Origin of the sequence: Paenibacillus sp. EKM10P, from assembly GCF_011800655.1 — a bacterium.
Taxonomy (GTDB): domain Bacteria; phylum Bacillota; class Bacilli; order Paenibacillales; family Paenibacillaceae; genus Paenibacillus; species Paenibacillus polymyxa.
The window spans coordinates 1,069,745-1,088,858 of sequence record NZ_JAALET010000001.1 but is presented as its reverse complement, the minus strand read 5'-3'; the positions used below and the strand labels follow the sequence as shown (position 1 = coordinate 1,088,858).

The 19,114-nt window shown below is 46.4% G+C and carries 21 protein-coding genes; 1 reads left to right on the top strand and 20 read right to left on the bottom strand.

Going from position 1 to position 19,114, the window contains the following annotated elements; all coding sequences use genetic code 11:
• Positions 1-191 (top strand): hypothetical protein (locus HFE01_RS27030; protein ID WP_207714776.1); only part of this gene is annotated, 191 nt, incomplete at its 5' end.
• A 54-nt stretch (positions 192-245) separates the two neighbouring features.
• On the opposite strand, the gene HFE01_RS05040 is transcribed toward HFE01_RS27030, so the two are convergent.
• The 20 genes from HFE01_RS05040 to HFE01_RS04945 all read right to left on the bottom strand — a co-directional run bounded on the left by HFE01_RS05040 (position 246) and on the right by HFE01_RS04945 (position 19,032).
• Positions 246-797, bottom strand: coding sequence for a nitroreductase family protein (locus HFE01_RS05040; RefSeq protein ID WP_103042382.1), 552 nt, complete (start codon positions 795-797; stop codon positions 246-248).
• A gap of 155 nt (positions 798-952) precedes the next feature.
• A complete protein-coding gene (locus HFE01_RS05035) occupies positions 953-1,336 on the bottom strand; it encodes a YraN family protein (protein ID WP_017427917.1) in 384 nt (127 codons plus the stop codon).
• Entirely contained in the window at positions 1,336-1,635 is a 300-nt protein-coding gene (locus HFE01_RS05030; protein WP_016819285.1) for an EscU/YscU/HrcU family type III secretion system export apparatus switch protein, read from the bottom strand. The genes HFE01_RS05035 and HFE01_RS05030 overlap by 1 nt, the downstream gene beginning before the upstream one ends.
• Entirely contained in the window at positions 1,632-3,755 is a 2,124-nt protein-coding gene (locus tag HFE01_RS05025) for a DNA ligase (RefSeq protein WP_164965644.1), read from the bottom strand. Before HFE01_RS05025 ends, HFE01_RS05030 begins: the two co-directional genes overlap by 4 nt.
• Positions 3,756-3,845: 90 nt before the next feature.
• Positions 3,846-4,493 (bottom strand): ribonuclease HII, encoded by a 648-nt coding sequence (locus tag HFE01_RS05020; protein ID WP_080561206.1) that lies wholly within the window; start codon positions 4,491-4,493, stop codon positions 3,846-3,848.
• 208 nt (positions 4,494-4,701) lie between these two features.
• Positions 4,702-5,562, bottom strand: a complete 861-nt coding sequence (ylqF, locus tag HFE01_RS05015) for a ribosome biogenesis GTPase YlqF (protein ID WP_044785701.1) — start codon at positions 5,560-5,562, stop codon at positions 4,702-4,704.
• Between the two features lie 87 nt (positions 5,563-5,649).
• A complete protein-coding gene (gene lepB / locus HFE01_RS05010) occupies positions 5,650-6,276 on the bottom strand; it encodes a signal peptidase I (protein ID WP_016819281.1) in 627 nt (208 codons plus the stop codon).
• A 101-nt stretch (positions 6,277-6,377) separates the two neighbouring features.
• The gene (gene rplS, locus HFE01_RS05005; protein WP_007429998.1) at positions 6,378-6,722 is read right to left on the bottom strand and encodes a 50S ribosomal protein L19; all 345 of its coding nucleotides are present in this window, start codon (positions 6,720-6,722) and stop codon (positions 6,378-6,380) included.
• A 227-nt stretch (positions 6,723-6,949) separates the two neighbouring features.
• Entirely contained in the window at positions 6,950-7,765 is an 816-nt protein-coding gene (gene trmD, locus HFE01_RS05000) for a tRNA (guanosine(37)-N1)-methyltransferase TrmD (RefSeq protein ID WP_164965643.1), read from the bottom strand.
• The gene (gene rimM / locus HFE01_RS04995) at positions 7,765-8,280 is read right to left on the bottom strand and encodes a ribosome maturation factor RimM (RefSeq protein WP_016819279.1); all 516 of its coding nucleotides are present in this window, start codon (positions 8,278-8,280) and stop codon (positions 7,765-7,767) included. Before rimM ends, trmD begins: the two co-directional genes overlap by 1 nt.
• 97 nt (positions 8,281-8,377) lie before the next feature.
• A complete protein-coding gene (locus HFE01_RS04990) occupies positions 8,378-8,608 on the bottom strand; it encodes a KH domain-containing protein (protein ID WP_013370648.1) in 231 nt (76 codons plus the stop codon).
• A 23-nt stretch (positions 8,609-8,631) separates the two neighbouring features.
• Entirely contained in the window at positions 8,632-8,904 is a 273-nt protein-coding gene (gene rpsP / locus HFE01_RS04985) for a 30S ribosomal protein S16 (RefSeq protein ID WP_013370647.1), read from the bottom strand.
• 69 nt (positions 8,905-8,973) lie between these two features.
• On the bottom strand, positions 8,974-10,350 hold the full coding sequence (gene ffh / locus HFE01_RS04980) for a signal recognition particle protein (protein ID WP_017427912.1): 1,377 nt from the start codon (positions 10,348-10,350) through the stop codon (positions 8,974-8,976).
• A gap of 51 nt (positions 10,351-10,401) precedes the next feature.
• Positions 10,402-10,770, bottom strand: coding sequence for a YlxM family DNA-binding protein (gene ylxM, locus HFE01_RS04975; protein WP_017427911.1), 369 nt, complete (start codon positions 10,768-10,770; stop codon positions 10,402-10,404).
• 166 nt (positions 10,771-10,936) lie between these two features.
• Positions 10,937-11,587, bottom strand: a complete 651-nt coding sequence (gene trhA, locus HFE01_RS04970) for a PAQR family membrane homeostasis protein TrhA (protein ID WP_017427910.1) — start codon at positions 11,585-11,587, stop codon at positions 10,937-10,939.
• Positions 11,588-11,740: 153 nt separating this feature from the next.
• Complete coding sequence (gene ftsY / locus HFE01_RS04965) at positions 11,741-12,757, bottom strand: signal recognition particle-docking protein FtsY (protein WP_016819275.1); 1,017 nt, start codon at positions 12,755-12,757, stop codon at positions 11,741-11,743.
• Between the two features lie 38 nt (positions 12,758-12,795).
• Positions 12,796-16,365, bottom strand: coding sequence for a chromosome segregation protein SMC (smc, locus tag HFE01_RS04960; RefSeq protein WP_019686978.1), 3,570 nt, complete (start codon positions 16,363-16,365; stop codon positions 12,796-12,798).
• Between the two features lie 256 nt (positions 16,366-16,621).
• On the bottom strand, positions 16,622-17,320 hold the full coding sequence (rnc, locus tag HFE01_RS04955) for a ribonuclease III (protein WP_013309856.1): 699 nt from the start codon (positions 17,318-17,320) through the stop codon (positions 16,622-16,624).
• A 12-nt stretch (positions 17,321-17,332) separates the two neighbouring features.
• Positions 17,333-18,571: a beta-ketoacyl-ACP synthase II gene (gene fabF, locus HFE01_RS04950; protein ID WP_016819273.1), complete on the bottom strand. Its 1,239-nt coding sequence runs from the start codon at positions 18,569-18,571 to the stop codon at positions 17,333-17,335.
• Between the two features lie 227 nt (positions 18,572-18,798).
• A complete protein-coding gene (locus HFE01_RS04945; RefSeq protein ID WP_007429985.1) occupies positions 18,799-19,032 on the bottom strand; it encodes an acyl carrier protein in 234 nt (77 codons plus the stop codon).
• Between the last annotated feature and the right edge of the window lie 82 nt (positions 19,033-19,114).

The following is a 19,114-nucleotide window of genomic DNA, read 5'->3' as shown; positions in this document are numbered from 1 at the left end:
AGCCATTGGACAAATCAGTCTCAACTTCGATCAGAACGCCATCTATCCCATATAGACACGCTCCATGTAATTTTCCAAACATATCAAAAAGCACCTCTCATCATATTGAAATGTTCCTCTGGGGAATCATTGCCTATATGAAAAAAGGTGCTTCCAAATTTTCATTCATTGAAAAAAATATAATGTTCTAAATTTAGCTCTCAACCCTAATTTCAAATCCTCAACTAAGCTTATCTGACGACAGATTATTTGTCAATTAAGGTTAACTTATCAGCTACTGGAGTACGGGATCTTGATTCCGGGATAACATCAGGATAGCCTGCATATATCATTCCAATTACCTTCTCACCTGGTTGAATTCCCAAGCAATCACGGAACTTAGGCGAATACAAAAATGGTTTTGTCACCCAAAACGTTCCGATTCCTTTGCTCCATGCAGCAAGCATAAAGTTCTGTACAAGCGCGCTGACCGCTGCAAAATCTTCATCCCAAACCGCTTGACGCGGGTCTTCTTCCATCACCACTAAAAGCTGTATCGGGTTGTGTAGAATCCCATTTTCAAACTTGTTATCCTTACCGATATCGGCGGCAATTGCCTCTGCAAGCTTTCTCCGTCCCTCACCAGCAAACAACAGAAAGCGCCACGGTTCACGCATTTTATGATTAGGAGCCCATACCGCGACGTCCAGTAGTTCTTTAATCGTATCTACCGGGATAGAGTCAGATTTGAATCGTTTAATCGTCCGGCGTTCCTGAATTACATCTATGACATGTTCACTAAAGGTATGCTTTGTCACGTAAATCCTCCTTCACAGGTACAACGACTAGATATTCATTATAGAATGAAAATGATAACTATTCTCAATAAAATATACCTGCAGCTTTCCTTTCTGTCAACCTGTACATATGAATTCAGTCCTGCGCTCCAACCTTCGTAAAAGTTCTTACTCTTTTAAAATGCATCTATAAAATGGTCCGTAACCACAGCCGTTTCATCAGATAATCGTACAGAAATCATATCAAAACGAATTGGAGCATCTCCAATTCCGTTCATATGCAAGTATACTGCGGCTGTTTGACGAACCTGGGTGATTTTACGCGGAGTAACTGATTCTGCTGGTGTTCCATATTTGGAGCTACTTCGGCTACGTACTTCAATAAACACGAGTATATGCTCCTGCCTGGCAATCAGATCTATTTCCCCGCTGCGGCATCGCCAATTGCGGTCTAGGATACGATAACCCAGGGTTTCTAAAAACAAAGCTGCAGCCTCTTCTCCCATTGCTCCTTTGGCTTTCCGTTGATCCTTACCTCTCGTCTTCATGTCATACCCCATCACCAGTCATCTCTTGGAGCAAGCCGATCCATTTGATAAATATAGGTTAGCACCTCTGCTACCAACTGATAGAGTTCAGCTGGGATTTGCTCGTCCAAATCAAGTTTGGACAGTACTTCAACCAGCGCAGCATCCTCCTGAACAGGAACGCCATGCTCTTTGGCTTTTTCTAAAATACTGTCCGCAATGCGGCCGCTCCCCTTGGCAACGACAATCGGCGCTTCGCTCTCACCGGGCGTATATTTAAGGGCGACCGCCTTCTTCATGGAAGGTGAAGGAGGTTCCAAGGGCTCTTTCATATTTTAAGATCGACTCCTTTGTACGGCTGAGGCACATAGCTTTGTACCTCGGAAGAGGCAGGGCTACTCTGTTCAGTCCTTACGGGCATAGGCTCGGTTCGCAACGTTAGAAGTTGGTAGCCTAGCGACTCCAGCGCGGTGCGAATGGACTCACGTCCACTGGTTAGCAGCGAAGCCGCCCAATCCTGATCATTATGAAGCTTGAGACTTACAATCCGATCTACAACCTGCACATCCACCAGCGTCGGACCAAGCCCTTTCATGTCCAAATCAAACCAAAGTCGACAGTTGGAGGCATCCAGTTCTCCGCGTTTGCCACGGCGGGACTGAATCTGGATTGTAGCTGTTTCACGACCGTCCGGTCCAATAAACGGTATAAACATATGCACTTGTGCAAAAGGCGCCGTTCGGTCTGTATTGAGCAGCAGCTGCTGGCCTGTCAGGTGCTGTACAACCTGCTGTGCCGCCTCTTTTAAAGCAGGCGGCAGGTCGTCACTGCTCATTAGCTGGAGTAGTGCCCCTTTTACGGTGTCTGCGGCCGCTGACACGGAGTCGTCTGCCGTAGCCGCTAATCCCGGCAGCGTCTGCGGCACTCCCTCGGGCGGCTCTGTACGTGCCGCCGTCCCTTGCGCGAGCTGTGCAGTCGAGCGGTGTACCTGCTGCTCGTGCTCAGCACCGAGTAGCTTCAGCACGCGGCCTACCCACGGATCCTCCATAGGGCTGATCTTCGTGCTCGTCGCCGTAGGCTGTGAAGCGGCAGCATCTGCCGTACGCGAAGCGCCAGCCGCTAGCTGCGCTACCTCTCCCTTGGACTGATCTGGCGCAGCCGTGCTCAGTTCGGGTGGCACTGCTGCACGCAGCTCTTGCAGAAGGAGACGCAGCCGCTGGATCGGAGCCTCTAGCGTAGCAGCGTTGCCCTCCGCGGAGGGCGGCGCAGAGCCAGCTGCTGACTGTGCAGAAGGACGGTCTGCCATGACTACGTTTAAGGCAGACTTCGCCCCCGCAGGCTCTGTCGTGGCCGGAGATGGAGCACCATCGGCATCCTTAAACTGCATACCTGCCGCAGTAGCTTGCTGTGGTTGCTCCACTTTAGTACGGGAGCCGTTTAATGCGTCAGCAGCATCCGATTCAGGCGCATTTGCACCAGCGTCCAATACCACTGTCGCTCCTCGTCCGTTAACTGCTTCCGGCTCTTTTGAGGCAGTCCCGTTGGCTGCAAATGCAGTAGATCCCGCCGGAGTATCCGAATCGGTAGCCAAAACACTCGCTTCGCTCACTGTAGCAGCAAGATTGGCTGCCTGAGTCCCTTTTAACAATTCCTTGCCGCCTGTGGCTTGTTGTCCCGTTTCTGCCTGTTTTGCAGCGGCAGTGCCAGAGGGCTCCTTGGACAATGTAAGAGTTTGGCCTTCCTGTCCATCTGCAATCATCACAGAAGAAGTGCCTGTTGGACTAGCTGACGTTCGGTCAGCGCTTTTTATTGTTGCTTCCCCAACTGAACGGTCAGTGGGCGTTCCCTGCCCTTGCTGCTTTAACACCGCTTCAAGTTCTTGCTCCAACGATGACAACAGATCATTTAAAGGAGGCCCAAACATCGTTTGGCGCAATCCATTTATGCTTTCGGCTGTTAATGGGAGTCCCCGCTGAAAGGCAACTGCCGCTGCCTGTACAAATGTGCCCAATTGCACATTACCGCTTTGCTTCGACAAGGCTTCTTGTAAAGAAGCCGCATTTTCAGATGTCAACGGCACACCATTCTTTTGCATTGCCTGTATAAGCTCTCTGTTCTGAGCTGTATCCGGCAGTCCCACCGATTCCAATACATCTGTCAGCGCTACGGTTTGCTGTGGCATATTGGCAGCATCATTCAGAGGCTTAAGCACAGTCATTCCACTGGAAGAAGCCGGCTGTACCTGAAACGTTGCAGTCTGTCCAGGTTGAAGAGGGGTCTCCAGCTTTGCCCTAACCTGAGAACCCTGTATTTGCAACACTGCCTCGTCGCGGTCCTCAGACACCTTTAATACGACTCCTCTTACGACCTGGCCTGGCTGCATATCAAGTTTTTTCGCCTCTCCCGCCTTCACATCTCCAAGTAATCCACGGAATACAGATCCGATGTTCATATCGCCCCTCCCCTCGCTCTTCCCCTATCAAAAGGGCCTGTAATATTAGATATATTTTATATCGGTATTGTCCTGATTCATAATAAGTACCTACAGATCAAACAACGTCGGTTGCTCGGTTAACAAATTGCCCAGAAAGCTGCGTCTATGCATTTCTGTAGGCCCTAGCGCCAAAATTTGTTCTCTATGCAACTTGGTAGCATAACCTTTATGTATACCAATCCCATATTCCGGATATTTCGCATCCCATTCACCTTTGCATAGCCGATCACGGGTCACCTTGGCAATGATAGAAGCTGCTGCAATAGACTGACTGTTCGCATCCCCCTTAATGATGGATAGCTGGGGAATAGGCACATCTACCTTTTCTGCATCCACAAGTAAATAATCGGGAGACACATGCAAAGCCTCAATAGCCTTTTTCATAGCTAAACGAGCCGCTTGTTTAATATTGATATCATCAATCATCCGCGCGTCTACATGACCAATTCCTACAGCGATTGCCTTCTCCATAATCAGTTCGTAGTAGGCTTCTCTTTTCTTGTCCGTCAATTTTTTGGAATCGTCTACACCTTCCAATAACTCACCTACTGGCAGAATGACTGCTGCCGCCACAACATCTCCAAACAGACATCCACGCCCCACCTCGTCAATACCTGCAATCCGCTCACAAGATTGCTCCCAGCATTTTTTTTCATAGTGTAGCATGTCCTTTACTGCATTCTCTTTAGCTTCCATATTCAATACCTGCCCATCTTTACGTAGTTTAAGCTTCACTCATGCCGTAGCTCTAGCGATTGAATTCAGCTTACCACAGACCTCTACCGTTCAAAACCCTTTTCTATCTACCTTTACATACCAAAAAACCTTCCTCCTCTCCGGAGAGATGAGGAAGGTTCTTCCTTGCCACAAAATGCAATCTTCTGTATCGGGTGTACTAGGATTATCAGTATGGTGCTTCTAAACTGAATCGTCCCAGCTTGCCTGCACGCAGCTCACGCAAAATAATTTTTGACGCCTTTTCGAGATCTACACGCCCGCCACTCACAATACAGCCACGTTTACGTCCGATAGCCTCCATAACGCTCACAACATCATCTGGATTTTCTGTATCCTCAGGACGTTCGGTAAGCTCAAAACGCTCTGCCATGGTATCCCAATAATATTGGACAAAATATTTTGTCGCGAAAAAGGCAATGTCCTCTACATTTAGAATTTCTTCCTTGATCGCGCCTGTAACTGCCAGACGATAGCCGACGTTCTGATCCTCAAATTTAGGCCACAAAATACCTGGTGTATCCAACAACTCAATTTCACCGGTCTTGATCCACTGTTGCGCCTTCGTTACTCCTGGACGATCGCCTGTAGCTGCAATATTACGTCCTGCCATTCGGTTGATCAATGTCGATTTGCCGACATTTGGAATTCCGACAATCAAAGCACGTATAGGACGCGGATTCATTCCCTTCGAAATCTGCCGGTCTATTTTTTCCTTAAGTAACAGCTTGGCCTGAACCGGAATTTCTTTAAGCCCCGTCCCTGTCGTGGCGTCCACCGGAAAGGCCACATGCCCCTGCTTCTTAAAGTAGGCAATCCATTGCTGTGATACTACAGGGTCCGCCAAATCTGCCTTGTTCAAAATAATCATTCGCGGCTTGCCTTGCAAAATATCATCAATCATCGGATTTCGGCTGGAAAGCGGCAACCGAGCATCAATCAGCTCAATAACCAAATCAATCAGCTTTAATTTTGCTTCAATTTGGCGGCGCGCTCTGGTCATGTGACCAGGAAACCATTGAATCGTCACCGTCATCACCCCATTGAGCGTAACCCTTACATTTACCCTTAGGCTCCTAGTTAGGGTTACGGCAGCTATGCTGCTTATTAGTTATTTCTAGTGGTTAATCCACTGCATATCTTTCACCGGCCAAAAAATGACATCAGCCCGGCCAACGACTTCCTTCAAATCAATGTATCCAATCATCCGGCTATCTGTACTATTGGAACGGTTATCGCCCATAACAAAAATATGCCCTTCTGGCACTTTTCCATCCTTAAATTTCTCATTTGGAAAATTGGTAAACTTGTTGTAAAGCTCGCCATTTTGATGTGCTTCTTCCAAAGAAGTCTTGAGATAAGGTTCTTGAATCGGCTTACCATTTACTGTAATCGTGTCACCTTCTACTTTGACCGTATCACCCGCAACGGCGATGACGCGCTTGATGAAGTCTCTCTTTTCTTCCGGGACATGGAACACAATTACTTCACCCGGTTTAGGAGCACGAAAATCATACAAAATCTCATTTACAATGACGCGTTCTCCGGTATGAAAGTTAGGCTGCATCGACGGGCCATCCACAATAAAAGGCTTAAAGAGAAGCCAGCGGATTAAAAAGACAAGCACTAACGCAATAATGATGGCCTTGAGCCACTCAAAAATCTCATTTTTTGGTTTACGCTTGGGCGTACCATCCTGATCAGTTGGCTGCTGTACAGCTCCTTGTCCTACTTCTTGTTCCATAGCTCACTGTCCTCTCTTTACGGTCAATAATCCACAGTTCCCTATGTACGTAGAAAAAACGAAAGGAGCTTGTAACCAAGCCCCTTTCGTTATTCGTTGTATTAACGACGAATTTCTTTAATTCTCGCTGCTTTACCGCGCAGTTCACGAAGATAATAAAGCTTCGCACGACGCACTTTACCACGGCGAGCCACTTCGATTTTATCGATTTTTGGGGAATGAAGCGGGAAAGTTCTTTCCACACCTACACCGTAAGAAATTTTACGAACTGTAAAAGTCTCACTGATTCCACCACCACGGCGTTTAATTACTACACCTTCAAACAACTGGATACGCTCACGAGTTCCCTCGATAACTTTCACGTGCACTTTCAAAGTGTCACCAGGACGAAAGTTAGGCAAATCTTTACGCAGTTGTTCTTCAGTAATCGCTTGGACGATATTCATCTATGACTCCCTCCTTCCGTACAGGTGTTCATGTTTCTTCTGGAAACTCTTCCGTTTCCTTCATCATCCACAGAGGACCACCGTATTACACACAACAGATGTATTGTATCATGGAGGTTACCGCATTGCAACAACAAAAAGGGATTTGACCAAACATTATTTAATTGACTTCATTATAAAACAGGTCACCGCCTGCTTTCAAATCCACTCATGTTAATAGTGCTTTATCACTTGTCCCCCGAACGGTCCGATTGGTGCTGCTCCTCAATCCACGCGCGCTCCTTGCTTGTCAGTTCAGCCTGTTCCAGCAAGTCCGGTCGACGTTCCATCGTGCGACGTAACGCCTCTTGTCGTCTCCAAGAGTCAATATTGACATGATGCCCTGATAAGAGTACATCTGGCACTTTCCAGCCCCGAAACTCAGCAGGCCGAGTATAATGGGGGTATTCCAACAGCCCTGTACTAAACGAATCTGTTACCGCACTCGTTTCATTACCTAGCACTCCTGGTAACAATCGTGTCACACTATCGATGACGACCATGGCTGGCAACTCGCCACCAGTCAATACATAATCTCCGATCGAAAGCTCATCCGTCACCAGATGCTCTCGAATACGCTCATCATAACCCTCATAATGTCCACATATAAAAATAAGATGGTCCTCTTTGGCCAGCTCTTCCGCTTTTTTTTGCGTAAAAGTCTCTCCCTGTGGACACATCAAAATAATACGCGGAGTTTTTATGACTGCATTATGTTCGGCATCTTCATGTCGAATACCTTCAACGGCAGTTTCAAATGTGGTTTGCTCTGATTTATCCAACAGCTCTTCCACGGCAGCAAAAATAGGGTCAGGCTTCAAAACCATGCCGCCCCCACCACCATAGGGTGTATCATCCACTTGCCCATGCTTGTTACCGGCATACTGGCGAAAATTAACCGCTTGCAGTGATACAATCCCCTTATCCCTTGCTTTTCCCAGAATGCTTGCATTAAAAACTCCATCAAACATCTCTGGAAACAGGGTCAGTACATCCATCCGCATTACAGCAGACCTTCCATTAACCGTACTGTAACCCGTTTTTCACGCACGTTTACATCCAAAATAACATCCTCTATATACGGCAATAGCAGTTCCTTACCTTTAGGCATTTGGACTACCCATACATCATTGGCTCCCGGTGTCAAAATTTCTTTTACCACACCGAGCTCAGCTCCGTCTTCCGTCACTACTTCCATACCAACTACTTCATGAAAATAGAACTCGTTTTCTTCCAATTCCCCTAGCCGCTCAGCAGAGACCTTTAACAAAGTACCTTTATATTTTTCAACATCATTGATGTTGTGATATTCCTTAAATTTCACGATAACCATATTTTTTTGAAAACGCGCTGTTTCTACAGTTACGGGAATCGGTGCTTTGTCATCTGCTGGAAAGATCATTAGCTCGCTGCCTTTGGCAAAACGATCCTCAAGAAAATCAGTTGTCGTTAATATTTTTAGCTCACCGCGAATTCCATGTGTATTCACAATTTTCCCGACATTAAACATTTGCTGCATCGTGTTCCTCCTGCATGTGATCGGTTCCGCTCCATATCATCTTCATCATGTACGAAAAAGGGTTAGGACATACATCCTAACCCACTTTCGTATATCTTTAAGATATGATGTCTACGGTAACCCGTTTATCCATCTTAACGGCTGCTGATGCAACCACAGTGCGAAGCGCCTTGGCGATACGTCCCTGCTTGCCAATGATCTTGCCCACATCCTCAGGATGTACACTAAGCTCATACACTACAAGTCGATCCTTCTCCAAGGTCTTCACGGTCACATCATCCGGATGATCGACTAAAGCCTTAGCAATGATTATCACTAATTCTTCCATGGTTGACCCTCCGTATCAGCACCTTATTTCTGTGTTTTAAGCTCATGAAACTTTTTCAACACGCCCGCTTTGCTAAGCAAGTTGCGAACAGTGTCGGATGCTTGTGCACCATCTTGCAACCATTTCAGCGCTTTATCTTCATCAATTTTTACAACCGCTGGTACTGTAATAGGGTTGTAGTAACCGATTTCTTCGATAAAACGACCGTCACGCGGGGAACGAGAATCAGATACCACGACGCGATAGAAAGGAGCTTTATGTGCACCCATACGTTTCAGACGAATACGAACTGCCACGAAAATTCACCTCCTTCAAAAAGTAGACTGTATATTGCTATCCCATAACTCCAAAGGCCTATCGACCTTTTAACGGAAAGGAAACTTCATACCTTTGCCCATACTCTTCAGCTGCTTCAGAGCCTTGTTTTTGCCACCCTTAGGTCCCATCATATCTGAGAACTGCTTCATCATACGGCGCATTTCGTCAAATTGCTTAATGAGACGATTTACCTCAGCCAGCGATGTTCCACTGCCTACAGCAATCCGCTTGCGACGGCTATGATTAATCATGTCCGGGTTTTGCTTTTCCTGTGTAGTCATCGAATGAACGATAGCCTCAATCCGGCCCATCTGTTTGTCATCCACTTTGATGTCTTTCATTTGCTTCATGTTGCCCATACCAGGAATCATATCGAGAATCTGGTCGATCGGGCCAAGCTTCTTAACCTGATCCATTTGCTCCAGAAAATCCTCGAAAGTAAACTCGGCATTGCGCATTTTCCGTTCCATTTCCTTCGCCTTATCAGCGTCGATGTTGGACTGCGCTTTTTCAATCAGGGACAACATGTCACCCATGCCTAAAATCCGTGAAGCCATTCGCTCAGGGTGAAACGGCTCCATCGCATCCAGCTTTTCACCCAATGTAGCAAACTTGATCGGGCATCCCGTCACAGCTTTAACCGACAAGGCCGCGCCACCACGAGTGTCGCCATCCAGCTTTGTCAGTACAACTCCCGTTAACTCAAGGCTATTGTTAAAGTGCTCCGCAACGTTAACTGCGTCCTGTCCTGTCATGCTATCTACAACCAGCAGAACTTCATCCGGTTTGACATTAGTATGGATCTGACGCAACTCTTCCATGAGTTCTTCATCAACATGAAGACGACCGGCAGTATCTATAATAACGTAGTCATTACCATTATCCTTAGCATGCTGCATACCCTGTTTTGCGATTTCCACCGGGCTTGTCTGGTCTCCCAATGTAAATACAGGTGCATTAATCTGCTCACCGAGAATCTGAAGCTGCTTGATCGCGGCAGGTCTATAAATATCACCAGCTACAAGCAATGGACGATGGTTTTGCTTTTGCAGCAACTTCGCCAGCTTACCTGACGTCGTCGTCTTACCTGCGCCCTGGAGACCCACCATCATGATGACTGTAGGCGGTTTGTTTGCTTTGGCAAGCTTGGCCTGACTTCCACCCATCAACTCGGTCAATTCCTTGTTTACGATGTCGATAATGACCATACCTGGCGTAAAGCTGTCCATCACTTCCTTACCAACGGATTTCTCCTTTACCTTGGCAATAAAGTCCTTTACAACCTTGAAGTTAACGTCCGCTTCAAGCAAAGCCAATCGCACTTCACGCATTGCCTGAGCCACATCATCCTCAGACACCTTTCCTTTGCCGCGCAATTTACTGAATACATTTTGCAAGCGAGTCGATAATCCTTCAAATGCCATACTTTCGCACCTCCTTGTCTACCAGGGTTGTTAGTTCTTCATTTATATATCCTACAATTCCTGCAGGCGATTTACAATTTGTTGGACATGTTGCAATGTCCCCTCATCAGGCTTACCAACTTTACTGAATGCATCATATAGCGTCACATTCAGCTCCTCTAAATCTTGGAGTCTACGTTCATGCTTACTTAGCAATCCAAGCTTTTCCTCATACATTTCTAATACCTGTTCAGCACGTTTAATATGTTCATAGACTGCCTGACGGCTAATTTGGAATTCCGATGCAATTTCCCCTAAAGAAAAATCATCATGGAAGTAATATTTTAAAAACATCTGTTGCTTCTCTGTAAGTAGAGGTTCATAGAAGTCAAACAGTCGGTTAATCCGGTTTGTCTTTTCCAGCCGATTCTCCTGACTCATCGTGTATACCTCCATCGTCAAGGAAAAACACTTTACAGTTCTTTTCAACGTTCCTTATCATACATAAAAGAAAAGAAGATGTCAAGCGTTATCCCTTGTCATATAAAAAAAAGCCGATCCGCTACCCTTAAACGGGAAAACAGATCGACTTTTTTGTCCCTCTCACTCACACTCTTACCGGAGTAAGATACAGCAGAATAGCCAGAAAATGAAGTATGCTGCCTGCTAAAACAAACAGATGCCAGATCGCATGGTGATATGGAAATGCTCGCCACACATAAAAAATCGTGCCCAGCGTATACATAAGACCACCTACGAACAGTAGCGTCATCCCTCCGGCGGGAACAATGGCCATCAGGGGATTCCAGGCAATGGTAATAAGCCAGCCCATTATAATGTAAAACACAGTAGACATAAACAGGAAGCGTTTGGTGAAGAACGCCTTGAACAGTACACCAAACAAAGCGATCCCCCAAATCACTCCAAACAGCGTCCATCCCAGAGTACCTCGCAATGCAACGAGCATAAAAGGGGTGTAGCTACCTGCAATGAACAGGTAAATACAAGAATGATCGAATATTTCGAACAAATCCTTCAATTTTCCTTCACGCAGGCTATGAAGCAACGTGGAATTGGTATACAGCAACAGCATTGTAAATCCGTAAATTGTAAAGCTTACGACATGCCAAGCAGTTCCTTTCATGCTAGCAAAAACAATGAGCAGCACAAGCGCCGCCACACTTAAAACGGCTCCAATACCATGTGTAATCGCGTTAGCTACTTCTTCCCGTCGGGAATAAGTATAGGTGTTTGCCATCGTTTTTTCACCCGGCTTCCTGAGTAATATTTTTTTACAAGAATTTATCCGGCATCGCCAAACCTTTTGCTTTCATTATACAGTTGGGCGGGCTTATGCAGCAACAGGAGCACTGCTTAGTCCCAGACTTATAAGCAAGCCTAATCAAACGGATTAGTTCTGCTCTTCCTCGCCAGTAGCAGTTGCTTCGACAGCCTCTTCTTGGATCAAACCGGCGAACAAGGCATGAACGAATTGTTCTGAATCAAACGGTTGTAGATCATTCACTTTTTCACCTAAGCCTACCAGCTTAACAGGCAAATTCAATTCCTGACGGATGGCCACAACAATCCCACCCTTTGCTGTACCATCCAATTTTGTCAGTACCAGACCGGTTACGCCGCTCTTCTCACCAAATAGCTTGGCTTGGTTAAGTGCATTTTGTCCAGTCGTCGCATCAAGTACCAACAAAACTTCATGAGGTGCGTCTGGAATTTCACGCTGGATAACGCGGAATATTTTGTTCAATTCCTCCATCAGATTGCTTTTATTCTGAAGACGTCCTGCTGTATCGCACAACAAAACATCTACTTGACGCTGCTTGGCAGCCTGTACGGCATCAAACATAACCGCAGCTGGATCAGAACCAGATTGTTGTTTGATAACCTCTACTCCTGCCCGCTGACCCCAAACCTCCAACTGTTCAATCGCGCCCGCTCGGAACGTATCTCCAGCGGCTAACAATACTTTTTTGCCCTCTTGTTTAAAACGGTGAGCCAACTTGCCAATGGTCGTTGTTTTGCCGACTCCATTAACGCCTACGAATAGAATGACTGTAATCCCGTCTGGATTCATTTTGAGCTGACTATTGTCATTGCCCCGCAGCAACTCAGACAGCTTTTCCGACAGTACAGGCTGTAACTCGGATGCATCCTCGATTTTGCGTTTTTTCACTTCTCCCCGCAAGTCTTCAATGAGGTTCATAACCGTATTGACGCCTACGTCCGCTCCGATCAGAATTTCTTCCAGTTCCTCATAAAATTCCTCATCAATTTTTTTACGGCGAATCATAAGGTCCGTTACTTTTTCAACAAAACCTTTACGTGTCTTTTCCAAGCCATCTTTGAACTGCTTTGTGACCGATTCCGTTTTGCTTGCGATGCTTTCCTTCAATTTTCTAAAGAAACTCATGGATTCCCTCCGTTGATCTGAAAGTATGTTATTTGATGTCAGGCAATCTCAGCTTCATCGTTGTCCAGCTTGACAGATACGAGTTTAGAAACCCCGCCTTCTTCCATTGTCACCCCGTACAGCACATCGGATTCTTCCATGGTGCCCTTACGGTGTGTAACTACGATAAACTGTGTCTGCTCTGAGAATTCCCGTAAATACTGAGCAAAACGCACCACATTTGCTTCGTCTAATGCTGCCTCTACTTCATCAAGTACACAGAATGGAACAGGTTTAACGTGTAAAATGGCAAATAATAAAGCCATTGCTGTTAGAGCCCGTTCACCGCCTGACAACAACTGCAGGTTTTGAAGTTTTTTGCCTGGAGGCTGAGCTACAATGTCAATACCCGTCTCCAGCAATCGTTCTGGATCAAGCAACACAAGGTCTGCACGTCCGCCTCCGAACAGCTTGGAAAAAACCGTTCCAAATTCGCGACGAATCGCATCGAACGTGGTCTTGAAGCGTTTGGACATTTCATCATCCATTTCACGAATAACCTGGTAGAGCGTTGTCTTGGCCTCTACCAAATCAGACTTTTGCTCATCCAGAAACGTATAACGCTCGTGTACACGCTGGTATTCCTCAATAGCACCCAGATTAACCTCACCCAGCGCAGAGATCCCGCGTTTGAGCCTTTCCACCTCACTCTGCGTACCTTCAATATCTTCCGGTATAGGGTAACGCTGCTTGGCCAGCTCATAGCTGAGTTCATAATCATCACTTAATTTTTTCAAAACATTTTCCAGTTCCACGTCAAGTCGGTTTACTCCAATTTCTGTTTGGCGAAGCAGTTCCTCCACCGACTTAAGCTGAATTCGCTGTTCTTTTGTATCATTCTCAGCAGCTTCCAGTTTTTGGGATAAGCTGCTACGTGCAGCCCGTTTGAACTCCAATTGCTCTGCAGCTTCTTCCTTTTTCAAACGGTATTGATTGAGATTTTCAATCTGTTTTACGGTCTCCTGCTCATTGGTGAGCAAATCGGCTTCAATGGAAGCAAGCAAGGTCTTGTTTTGTCTTGAATCCTTACCAAGGGTATCATAATCCCCACGCAATCTACGAATCTGCTCTTCCAATGAAAAACGCTCTTGGTCCAGCTTGCCTTCTCTTACCTTGAGATTCGTAAGCTCTCCCTGCAGCTGCTCTTTGGCTGATTCATTCGCTTTACGCGCAAATTCGGCAGCGTGAATGGCCTGATGCGTTTTCTTCTCTTCTTCCTCCAGCGCAGCCAACTTTACCAGTGCTTCTGCACGGGAAGCTTCCAGCTCCTTGATTTCCTGGTCAAAGCCCTTTTTCTCCTGACCAGACGCTGCTACCTGCTCCAGTACATGACGAAGTTCATGCTCGAGTTGTTTGAGCTCCATTGCCATCTGCTGCTCTTCGGTCCGCTTCACATCGCCACCCTGGCGCAGTTCGTCCAGACGGGTCTGTGTCTCCTCCAACTGCCGTTTGGTATCTATTGCACTCTGACGCAATCTTGCAATTTGCTGTTCCGTATCTAGAATGTCTTGATCTAACTGATCCAGCTGACGTTTACGGCCTAGCAGATTAGCATTTTTCTTGAACTGGCTCCCCCCAGTCATGGAACCACCTGCATTGACAACATCGCCCTCCAGCGTGACAACACGATATCTATATTGGCAACGGGCCGCAATGCGATTGGCATCTTCCAACGTACGAGCAATGACCACATTTCCCAAGAGACTGCCTACGATTCCGGCATATCGATCATCGTACTGAATAAGATCTGCACCGATCCCGACAAAGCCTTCTGCGCTTTCCACAATCTGGCGTTCCCCCGCACCGATCTGACGCGGACGAATAACATCCATAGGCAAGAATGTCGCTCTTCCCAATTGACGTTGCTTCAGAAAACTGATCGCCTGTCTGGATACCGATTCATTTTCCATCACAATATGCTGAACTGAAGCACCCAAAGCAGTTTCCATTGCCTGCTCTAAATGCTCAGGTACTCGAATCAGCTCCGCTACCGCTCCATGCACACCGTGCAAAGTTCCCTTGCGTGAAGCCTTTAACACCTCTTTAACTCCGAGCATGAAGCCGTCAAAGTCATCCTGCATTTCTTTCATTGTATCTCGTCGTGAAATTTTGGCCTCTCGTTTTTGTTCCCATTTACGAACTGTGCCCTGGTTTTCTTCCAGTAGTTTTTGCAAGGCCTGATATTGTTCACTTCCCTGAATATAGCCACTGCGCAAACTGCTAATTTCCTGTCCCAGCTTCTGAATCGCTGCTTCCAATCCTTTTTTTCGCTGTTCAAGCTCAGTTTTCTGGGCTTCCCATTTGCCGGATTCATCACTCACGCGATTCACTCGGCGTTCCAACGATTCCCTCTGTTGGTCGGTATAACGAATTTCGTTACGCGCCTGCGCCATCTGATTCATCAGCTCCAGCAGACCACCCTTAAGGCTCTCCTCTTGCTCCTGGCTGATTCCACCTGTGACGCCAATCAGTTTGGCTTCTTCGTCAGACAGTCGCGCACGCAACTCGTCCAACTCTACATTCAGCGCTGACAGCTTTTCATTTAGTTGATCCAGTTCGCTTTTGCGTTCGGAATGCCGTGATTCGCTTGTGCTGAGGGATAAGATCAATTGTTCCCGATTGGCCTCCAAATTGCGTGTGCGCTCTTTGAGCAATTCACCGTAGCCTTCACTTTTTTCCGTAGCTTCACTGTATTGCAGCAGATCCTTTTGCAGACGTTCTACTTGCTCTTCCAGTTGCCGTAATTCATTGCGGTCGTTTTCCAGCATTGCATCGTGGCGGGACACCACTGTAGACAATTGAAGTTGTTCCTGCTTCAACAAAGCTAGTTTGGAAGTTGCTTCGCTCCATGAAGAGTGAATTTGTTCGATTTGATGGACATACATCGAAATCTCTTTTGATTTTAATTCACTGCGCAGCTCTTTATAATGAATCGCCTTTTCAGACTGTTCCTTAAGAGGTCCAATCTGATCCTCCAGTTCACTGACCAAATCGTGAATACGCAGCAAATTTTGCTCTGTTTCATCCAGCTTGCGAACCGCATCTTTTTTACGTGATTTATATTTTACAATACCCGAGGCTTCCTCAAAAATCCCCCGTCGATCCTCAGATCGGGTACTCAGAATTTCTTCAATACGTCCTTGCCCAATAATCGAATAAGCTTCTTTACCAATCCCTGTATCCATAAACAGCTCTGTAATATCTCGAAGTCTGCATGATTGACGATTAATGAAATATTCACTATCCCCACTCCGATGCACACGTCGCGTTACCGTCACTTCACCAAAATCCAGAGGCAACGCCTGATCTTCATTATCCAGCGTAAGCGATACTTCACCGTAATTAACAGCCTTACGAGCGTCACTACCTGCAAAGATAATGTCCTCCATCTTGCCGCCACGCAGTGATTTGGCACTCTGTTCGCCCAGCACCCAACGAATTCCGTCGGAAATATTACTTTTCCCGCTCCCATTGGGTCCGACGACTGCCGTAATGCCGCGGACAAATTCCATTTCCGTTTTATCTGCAAACGATTTGAAGCCCGCCAGCTCAATGCGCTTTAAAAACATCCTCAATCTCACCTCTAACATTCAAATATGCTTGTACAACACCATTGACCTGATTGATATGAATTATCCCTATTGTAGCATAAGACTAATGTGGAAAAAGCACAGTATCGACGCTCACGTTATAGCAGTAAAGCCACGAAAAAAGAGCAAAACGCAGTCCATTCGCCATTACGGGCCGGGACTCCCCGCGGACTGCCCTTTGCTCTTACTTTGTGTCCTCTGCTTGCGTCCCCCGTTCGGGTCGCTCAGGTACCGATTACGATTCCGCCAGCTTCAAACGGTTTAAAGCAACTGCCGCCGCTTGCTGCTCAGCTTCTTTTTTAGAGCGTCCTGTACCTGCTCCCAACCGTTCACTGTCCATATATACCTCGGCTACAAACTCGCGCTCATGGGCAGGTCCGCGTTCCTCGACAATTTTGTATTCAAGCATCCCCATGTTATGATGCTGTGTCAGTTCCTGAAGCTCTGTTTTGAAATCACTCATCTGAAGCTTACCATTTAATACAATTTGAGGAAAAATATAACGTTCTAGAAACGACCGGACGGCTTCCAGACCCTGATCCAAATAAAGCGCGCCTACGAACGCCTCGAACACATCAGCCAACAGAGCAGGACGAGTACGTCCGCCTGTCAGCTCTTCACCTTTTCCAAGCAGTACATACTGCCCGAACTCAAGCCCGACAGCAAACTTCACCAAAGAAGGCTCACAGACAATAGCTGCACGCAACTTGGTTAGTTCGCCTTCGGGCCGGTTAGGGTACTGATTGTACAATTGCTCGGACACCGTCAGCTCCAGTACAGCGTCACCCAGAAATTCCAGACGCTCATTATCTGCATGCTGACTGAACCGATGTTCGTTTACGTAGGAAGCGTGCGTAAAGGCCTGCTTCAGAAGCTGCCGATTGTTGAATTGAATATGAAGTTTCTGCTGTAATTGCTTCAAGTCTCCACTCAACGAACTGACCCCTTACGCTTCATATTTTTTTAGAATAACCGTAGCATTGTGACCGCCAAAACCAAAGGAATTGGACATAACCACATTCAGTTCCGCTTTTCTTGGCTCATTAGGCACATAATCAAGATCACAAGCCGGGTCTTGATTATCCAAATTAATTGTTGGCGGAATCGTCTGATGTTGAAGCGCAAGACCACAGATTACAGCTTCAACACCTCCCGCTGCACCCAGTAGATGCCCTGTCATCGACTTGGTTGAGCTGATCGCTACCTTATAGGCATGCTCTCCAAGCGTTTTCTTGACTGCTTCTGTTTCCGACTTGTCACCAACCGGTGTAGATGTACCGTGCGCATTGATATAATCGATATCTTCAGGATTCAACCCAGCATCACGGATCGCCATTCTAATGCAGCGTGCTGCTCCCTCTGGATCCGGCTCTGTCATATGATGGGCATCACCAGAAAGACCGTAGCCAATCACTTCGCCGTAAATATGTGCACCACGCTTCAAGGCATGATCCAACGATTCCAGAATCAGAACACCAGAGCCTTCGCCCATAACAAACCCGTCTCTTTCGGTGTCAAATGGACGACTTGCCTTTTCCGGCTCATCGTTACGTGTGGACATCGCTCTCATGGAGCAAAATCCAGCAATACCAATCGGGCGAATCGTCGCTTCGGCACCGCCGCAAATCATAGCGTCAGCGTCACCACGCTGAATCATGCGGAAGGAATCACCAATGGCATGACTACCTGTGGCACAAGCCGTAACTGGCGATGTATTGGGGCCCTTAGCACCGAGTGAAATCGAAACTTGACCGGAACCCATATTAGCAATCATCATCGGGATGAAGAAAGGGCTTACGCGTTTAGGTCCCTTTTCGATCAATGCATTATGCTGATCTTCCCAAGTACCCAATCCGCCAATACCAGAACCGACAGATACACCAACTCGCTCGGCATCCACATTCTCTCCGATTACGAGCTTACTGTCCTCAAGTGCCAATTTACTAGCAGCAACCGCGAACTGCACAAATCGGTCCATTTTGCGCGCATCCTTACGATCGATATAATCCTCTGGATTAAAATCTTTAATGGAAGCGGCTATTTTCGTAGTGTACTCACTTGTATCGAAAGCTTCGATTTTACTGATACCAGATTTACCAGCCATCAGATTATCCCATAGTGTGTTCAAATCCTGTCCCAGCGAAGTGATTACACCCATTCCTGTTATGACAACACGTTGTTTCAAAGATAATCACCTCTATGTCTACTGCAAATTGTATTTTTAGATCGCACACGCTTGTGTACAAAAATAATATAGAATCAACTAAAGTTAGTAATGCCGCATTATACTCAGCCGTTGACGAAGTGAAGCTAAGCAAATTCAAAAACACACGACAATTCCGTCTTTAGTTCAATCTGTATAATTAGGAGAAAGTCCCGCCTGTAACAGAACGGGACTTTTGATGACATGAATTAGGTATGAGATTGTATGTACTTCACAACTTCACCTACAGTTGTAATTTTCTCTGCATCTTCATCAGAGATTTCCATATCAAACTCATCTTCCAATTCCATAACCAATTCAACTACATCGAGAGAATCAGCGCCTAAATCATCTTTAAAAGATGCTTCAAGTGTAACTTCGGCTTCGTCGGCTCCCAAACGGTCAACGACAATGCGTTTTACGCGCTCCAATACATCGGACATCCGGCTCACCTCCTCCTTATGGTATTATACGAAAATTACAATTAAAATGCCATAGAAGAGAGTTTTCATTAACTACTCTCCA

What these genes read in the sequence shown, in the direction of transcription:
- HFE01_RS05035 (WP_017427917.1), bottom strand. Translation starts at nt 1,336, where the DNA reads ATGGGGTATGACATGAAGACGAGAGGTAAGGATCAACGGAAAGCCAAA.
- HFE01_RS05030 (WP_016819285.1), bottom strand. Translation starts at nt 1,635, where the DNA reads ATGAAAGAGCCCTTGGAACCTCCTTCACCTTCCATGAAGAAGGCGGTC.
- HFE01_RS05025 (WP_164965644.1), bottom strand. Translation starts at nt 3,755, where the DNA reads ATGAACATCGGATCTGTATTCCGTGGATTACTTGGAGATGTGAAGGCG.
- HFE01_RS05020 (WP_080561206.1), bottom strand. Translation starts at nt 4,493, where the DNA reads ATGGAAGCTAAAGAGAATGCAGTAAAGGACATGCTACACTATGAAAAA.
- lepB (WP_016819281.1), bottom strand. Translation starts at nt 6,276, where the DNA reads ATGGAACAAGAAGTAGGACAAGGAGCTGTACAGCAGCCAACTGATCAG.
- rplS (WP_007429998.1), bottom strand. Translation starts at nt 6,722, where the DNA reads ATGAATATCGTCCAAGCGATTACTGAAGAACAACTGCGTAAAGATTTG.
- trmD (WP_164965643.1), bottom strand. Translation starts at nt 7,765, where the DNA reads ATGCGGATGGATGTACTGACCCTGTTTCCAGAGATGTTTGATGGAGTT.
- rimM (WP_016819279.1), bottom strand. Translation starts at nt 8,280, where the DNA reads ATGCAGCAAATGTTTAATGTCGGGAAAATTGTGAATACACATGGAATT.
- HFE01_RS04990 (WP_013370648.1), bottom strand. Translation starts at nt 8,608, where the DNA reads ATGGAAGAATTAGTGATAATCATTGCTAAGGCTTTAGTCGATCATCCG.
- ffh (WP_017427912.1), bottom strand. Translation starts at nt 10,350, where the DNA reads ATGGCATTTGAAGGATTATCGACTCGCTTGCAAAATGTATTCAGTAAA.
- ylxM (WP_017427911.1), bottom strand. Translation starts at nt 10,770, where the DNA reads ATGAGTCAGGAGAATCGGCTGGAAAAGACAAACCGGATTAACCGACTG.
- trhA (WP_017427910.1), bottom strand. Translation starts at nt 11,587, where the DNA reads ATGGCAAACACCTATACTTATTCCCGACGGGAAGAAGTAGCTAACGCG.
- ftsY (WP_016819275.1), bottom strand. Translation starts at nt 12,757, where the DNA reads ATGAGTTTCTTTAGAAAATTGAAGGAAAGCATCGCAAGCAAAACGGAA.
- smc (WP_019686978.1), bottom strand. Translation starts at nt 16,365, where the DNA reads ATGTTTTTAAAGCGCATTGAGCTGGCGGGCTTCAAATCGTTTGCAGAT.
- HFE01_RS04945 (WP_007429985.1), bottom strand. Translation starts at nt 19,032, where the DNA reads ATGTCCGATGTATTGGAGCGCGTAAAACGCATTGTCGTTGACCGTTTG.